Annotated in this window: 3 protein-coding genes; 1 reads left to right on the forward strand and 2 read right to left on the reverse strand. The window is 66.7% G+C overall.

The window, feature by feature from the left end:
• Positions 1-297: 297 nt before the first annotated feature.
• The gene (locus ABD231_RS17990) at positions 298-1,275 is read left to right on the forward strand and encodes a winged helix-turn-helix domain-containing protein (protein WP_344152714.1); all 978 of its coding nucleotides are present in this window, start codon (positions 298-300) and stop codon (positions 1,273-1,275) included.
• Positions 1,276-1,591: 316 nt separating this feature from the next.
• Here the strand turns inward: ABD231_RS17990 and ABD231_RS17995 are convergent, their stop codons facing one another.
• Together ABD231_RS17995 and ABD231_RS18000 are read right to left on the reverse strand one after the other, a co-directional pair.
• Positions 1,592-2,107, reverse strand: coding sequence for a hypothetical protein (locus ABD231_RS17995; RefSeq protein WP_344152717.1), 516 nt, complete (start codon positions 2,105-2,107; stop codon positions 1,592-1,594).
• A 110-nt stretch (positions 2,108-2,217) separates the two neighbouring features.
• The gene (locus ABD231_RS18000) at positions 2,218-5,796 is read right to left on the reverse strand and encodes a discoidin domain-containing protein (RefSeq protein WP_344152720.1); all 3,579 of its coding nucleotides are present in this window, start codon (positions 5,794-5,796) and stop codon (positions 2,218-2,220) included.
• Between the last annotated feature and the right edge of the window lie 145 nt (positions 5,797-5,941).

The raw sequence follows: 5,941 nt of genomic DNA on the forward strand, positions 1-5,941 counted from the left end.
GCCAGCCGCGCCGGCAAACCCCCCACCTCGGGGGATATCCAGTCAGTTGGGGGGTTGCCCACTGAGATTCCGAGGGGGCAACCCCCGAGGTGGATGGGCATCCCCTCAGTTGGGGGGTTGGCGGGGGAAATGGGGGGTTGCCCGCTGAGGTGGGGGTGCGGGAGGGCGGCGGGGAGGTGGTACGGCGGCTGGCGGTGGTTGCTGTACGGAGTAGACGAATTCGGGTGGGGCCGAAGGGGGGATTCGGGTGGGGACGAAGGTCTCGTGGGGTGGGGCTGGGGTGGGCAGAATTGTGGCATGATCCAGATTCATTTCAGCGCGGCAGACCTGGGGCGGGTGGTGTTCCCGGCGGAGCCGGAGCCCTTGTGGGAGGCTGCGCTGGCGGCGCGGGCGCTCAGTGCGCCTGCCGCGCGGGACAGCCTCCCGCCGGTCGCGCGCCGGTGGCGGCAGGCGGCGGCGCCTTTGGTGTCACCTTCGATGCGGCCGTTGTTCAAGCTGATCGCCCCGAGTGGCTGGTTCCCCGACTTCCTGACCCCGACGGTCTCGACTCCAGGCGTGAAACCGGCCGCCGAACTGCTCTCCGAAACCCCCGCAGAGGTCTTCCGCGAGGAACTCGACGAACGCTTCCCCCGCAATGCCGACCCCTACCTGCACGGCCTGCGCTCCGGCCAACCCGCCGCCCGCGAAGCCCTCGGTACGGCGGTCGTCGACTTCCACCAGAACGTCCTGGCCCAATCCTCCGACGAACTGGCCCGCCGGTACGCCGGTGATCTCGCCCAGCGCGCCCACACCCTGATGAACGGCGGCATCGAGACCCTCCTCAAAACCCTGCATTCCGACGTCGAGTGGTCTGCCCCGGTACTCACCGTCCACACCCAGCGTCCGAACCAGGCAGTCGATGTCCACCTCCGCGGCCGCGGGCTCCAGCTCTACCCCTCACCCCTGATCGCCGAATGCCTCGTCGACGACGCGCCCCGCCGCCGCCCCGTCCTCATCTACCCCTGCGCCGACGCCCCCGCCACCGAACCCCAGGACCCCGACACCGACCCCCTGGCCGCCCTCCTCGGCCGAACCCGGGCCGCCGTACTCCGCTCCCTCATCACCCCCGCCAGCACCACCCAACTGGCCCGCCGAGTCCGCATCTCCCTCGCCTCAACCTCCGAACACACCCGAATCCTCCGAGCCGCCGCCCTCATCACCACCCACCGCTCCCAAGGCACCTCCCTGCACTCCCTGACCCCCACCGCCCAGACCCTCCTCCAACAAAACACCTAGGTACGCCGTCAGTCGGCCCGCTAAGGTGAATGCGCCGGGGGACACGAGTCCCTCGGAAGTGGACCCGGAAGCCTACCGGACGGTGGGCGTGCCGGGTCTCGCGCTTTCTGGGACGGGGCACTCCGGGGCATCCCGGGGTTTCCAAGGGTTTCCCGGGGCACGGCTCGGGGCATCCAGGGGTTTCCAGGGGCAGATTGGAAAATACTCTTCCGCACGGCTGCGCATCCGCTACAGTTGGTGATGCCGGGGGACATGAGTCCCTCGGAAGTGGACCCGGCAGCTCACCGGACGGTGAACGTGCCGGGTTTCGCGCTTTCTAGACTTCGCGCACCTCGCAGAAGCGTGCAACGTACCGCTTCCAATCGCCGCCACGCATCCAGCACCAGGCCACCGCATCTGGGACCCAGAGCAGCGGGTCTGCCTTGGCTACGAGGACATCCCAGCGCAGCGTCTCATGGCAGCCGAAGCGATGCGTGGCCTCGCGCAGGATGCGTAGGTCGTACTCGTACGCAGATTCATCCATCTCGGCAACGAGGCGCTCGGAGGTGCCTGCACAGTCCCGGACGATCGCTTCCAGGCATCGCTTGCGGTTTGCAAGCGTCGGGCGGTCCGCGAAGTAGAGATCGACCATCAGGCCGAAGCCAGTGATGACGTCGATGATCTGCTTGCGGCGCGGCGGCCGCTCGTGGTTGAAGTGCAGCCGCTCCTGGCCTGGTAGAAGCAGGCTCCTGAGGGCTTTGCGATGGACGGCGACGTCGCCGGCCGGACAGTAGGCGGCAGCCATCAGTAGGCCCTTGGATTTGGTTTCATCTACGAATACGTGGGTCGGCACTCGGTGACTTTGGCATGTGGGGCAAGGGGAAACGCCCTGCGACACCGGGGCATCGTGGGGCAGCTCGGGGCAGATGGAGGGGCTTGCAGGGAAGCCCCTCCACACGCGGGCTAGTTGCGGGTGATGGTGAAGGTTGTGGTGGTGTTGCGGACGTCTACGGCGTTGTTGGACAGGGTCAGGTTGTTGAAGGTGACGGTGCCTACGGCGGGGCCTTGGCCGGGTTCGGGGAGTTCGTTGGCCCAGAGGGCGAAGCCGGATTTCGCGTCGAAGGCGTCGCCGGATTTGCGGGCGCCGGTCACCGTCGTGTTGGTGAAGATGGTGTCGGCGACCGGGAACTGGGGTTGGCCGCCGACGTAGTTGGTCTGGAACATGATGCCGCTGTACGTCGGATCGACGATGTCCAGATCACTCACCCGGATGCCCTGGTAGACCTTCGAGGCCGAGAAGATCCATAGCGCGGGGAAGGCCTGGTTGCCCCAGAAGTGGCCGCCGGACCTGACCAGCGACACGTTCTCGAAGCGGGTCGGCGGGGTGGCGCCGAAGCCGTTCATCGGGATGCCGAAGTCGAGTGAGCTGATCGTGACACCGGGGTAGGTCAGCATGTCGGCGGCGTACAGGTTGCGGAACACGTTGTTCGTCCCGCCGTAGACCGCGAACCCGGCGGCCCGCCAGGTCAACGTCGCGGACAGGTTCTCGAACAGGTTGTCCCGGACCTCGCCGCCGCCACCGTCGATGGCGTTGAAGAGGGCGAAGCTGTCGTCACCGGTGGAGCGGGCGTCGTTGTTGCTGACGGTGTTGCCGGCCGAGCCGTTGGTCATGTTGATGCCGTCGGCAAACATGTTCCGGATCCGGGAGTTCTTGATCGTCGAGGTGTCGGTGTTGGCGCCCCAGTAGAGGCACATCTGGTGTTCGACCCAGATGTTGTCGATGGTCATGTTCGCGGTGCCGTTGAAGTCGAAGACCTTGCCAGGCCCGTCGTTGCGGCTGTCGTAGTTCCCGAAGTACGAGAACCCGCTGAACGTCGATCCGTTCGCCGACGACGACGCGCTGAACCCGACGTCGGTGTTGGTCTGGGTCGTCGGTGCGACGAACCGGGTGTACCAGGGACCGGCGCCGACCACCTTGACGGCGCGGCTGCCGACGTTGAACTTGCTCGACGTCGGGTAGTCGCCGGCGGGCAGGTAAACCCCAACCAGGCTTGAGTTCTGCGCGACCTGGTTCAGTGCGTCCTGCACGTTCTGCTGGCTGAATCCGGCCGGTACGACGTAGCCGGCACCAGGGTTCGCAATCGGCGCGACCTGCTCGGTGTCGATGAAGTCGATCGAGTACGTCGTAGAGTTCGCCGGATCCTTCTGGAGCCGGATCTTGGCCCCGGCCGGCACAGTCGAGTCGAGCATGATGCTCGCTTCGTCGTAGATGTGCCGAGCCGGTCCCGCACCCGGCGAGTTGCTCGGCCCGGACTCCGACCCATACAGCCACGAGTACTTCGAAGTGAGCGGCAGCGCCTTGTGGAACGTGCCGTTCACGTAGACGTTGATCGTCGAGCTCTGCCCGCCACCACCCGCGGAGTCGGGGATGGAGAAGCGGGTGACGAGGGTGTTCGTCGATGCCCGAGTGGTGAACTCGACGTACGAGCCGTTGGCGTTCAGCGTGACCGCACGTCGCCCGGAGGCCTCACCGGCAAGATCGCCGATGGTCCGGTTCGGCCCGATCACCTGAGCACCGCCACCGACCGAGGCGTCCTCAGCCTCGAGGTGGTCGTACGGCATGTTCGCCCCGCGACCCACGAAGAACGGCCGCTCGCTGGTGTTGTTGGTCCGCTTGACCGGCAGTTCGTTCGCGTCATCCGCCAGTACGACGCGTGCCGTGTACCGTCCGTTCGCAGCCGTCCAGTTGCCCAGGGCAATGGCCGAAGTGGAAGCGCCAGCCGCCAGCGAACCGTTGTACGTCCCAGTCAGCGTGGCAACCGTGGAGCTCCCGTTCAACAGCGTCAGCGTGATCCCGTGCGCCCCCGAAGCAGTGGCGATACTGCCCTGGTTCTTCAGCACCACCGAGAAGGCAACGCTGTTCCCCGCGGACGGGTTGTTCGGCGTCCAGTTGACCGCGGACGCGATCAGGTCCGAGCTGGCCACCGGAGTCACCACGAGCGCGCTCGACGCAGTCGCCGAGTTGTTCGCGTCGTTCTGCTCAATCACAGAGTTCGCTTCATCGACCTTCGCGCTCAGCGTGTAACTGCCCGCATCCCGCGCACCGATCGACGCACTGACAGTCGCCGAACCGCCGGCCGCGATCGCCCCGACAGCCGCCGTACCGACCTTCGTCGTACCGAGGTAGAAGTTCACATCGGTCGCACCAGAAGCAGCCGAGCCGGTGTTGCTGACCGTCCCGCGGACGGTGATCGAGTCCGTCTCGACTGGCGAGGTCGGCGTCCACGCCAACCCACCCAGCGTGAGATCCGGGTTCGGCGCCGGCACCCCCATCACCTGGAGCTCGGCGACCTGACCAGCCGGCGCACCCGTGTTCGCGGTGAAGTTCAGCCGTACGTCGGCCACTCGCGCGCTCACCGGGATCGAGACAGTGTTCCCCGACGACGGGCTGAAGTTGTACGACGCGCTCGCGACGATCGTGGTGAACGTCGACGAACTCTGTTCGCGGCCGAGGATCGAGAAGGTCTGGGTCCGCGGCCCCCACGCCGAGTCCGGGTTGAGCCGGATCACGATCGAGCTGAGGTCGGCGTTGGCGCCGAGTTCGGTGGTCAGCGTGGCCGGGTTGGCATTGCCTTCCCAGTACGTCGTCACATTGTCGTCGTTCGCGTTCGTCGCGACGAACGTGTGCACGAAGCCGGACGCGGTGATCGGCTTGCCCAGCGCGAGGTTGGTTCCCGGTCCCTGACTGCCGTTCCGGGTCACCGTGTTGCTGTTCGCCGATTGGTTGCCAGCGGCATCTTTCGCCCGGACGAAGTACGAGATCGTCGTACTGGTCGGCTGGGTGTCGGTGTAGGTCAGTACGGTCCCGGCCACGCTGGTGCGCAGCTGGCCGTTGGCGTACACGTCGTACCCGGTCACCCCGACGTTGTCGGTGGACGCGGCCCAGGCGAGCCGGATCTGGCCGGTGCCGGGCTCGGTGAAGGACAGGCCCCCCGGGGCGGTGGGTGCCTGCGTGTCACCGGTGACCGGGCCGTAGACCTCGAGCTCGGACAGCTGTCCGGCCGGCCAACCGGTGTTCGCGGTGACGTGGATCCGCACGTACCGCACGGTCGCGTTGCCGTAGTCGATGGTCACCGTGTTGGTCGGCGGGTTGAAGGCCCGGGAAGCGGCCGCCGACAGGTCGTTGAAGTTCTGGCCGTCGGTGCTGCCCTGGACCGCGATGGTCTGGTTGCGGGCGCCCCAGCCGGACGTCGGGAGTTTGAGGACGACCTGGTTGGTGGCGATCGACGAGCCGAGGTCGACCTGCACCCACTGCGGGAAGGCGTTGTTGGCGCTCTCCCAGTAGGTGCCCTGGTTGCCGTCCGTCACGTTCGACGCGACGTAGCTCTGGGTGACGCTGCTGGCCGCGGCCGCCTTGCCGGCGGCCAGGTTCGGGCCGGCCAGTACGGCGGCGCTCGCGGAAGGAGCCTGGGGGACTAATGCGCTTGTCGCGAGTGTCGCGGCAAGCAAAGCGGTGAGTAACCGCCAAGGCGGAATTCGCATGGCCTCTCCTGATGGGCGGTGGAGAACGCAACGGAACAGCGGCCACGCGAGAGTCCGGAACTTTCGTCAACTTGCTAACTTTTTGCGCAGCGCTGGCTCATTGTTACGGCACTGCTACGGAAGCGTCAACGGTTCGAGAAAAACC

This window comes from Kribbella yunnanensis, assembly GCF_039529655.1.
GTDB lineage: Bacteria > Actinomycetota > Actinomycetes > Propionibacteriales > Kribbellaceae > Kribbella > Kribbella yunnanensis.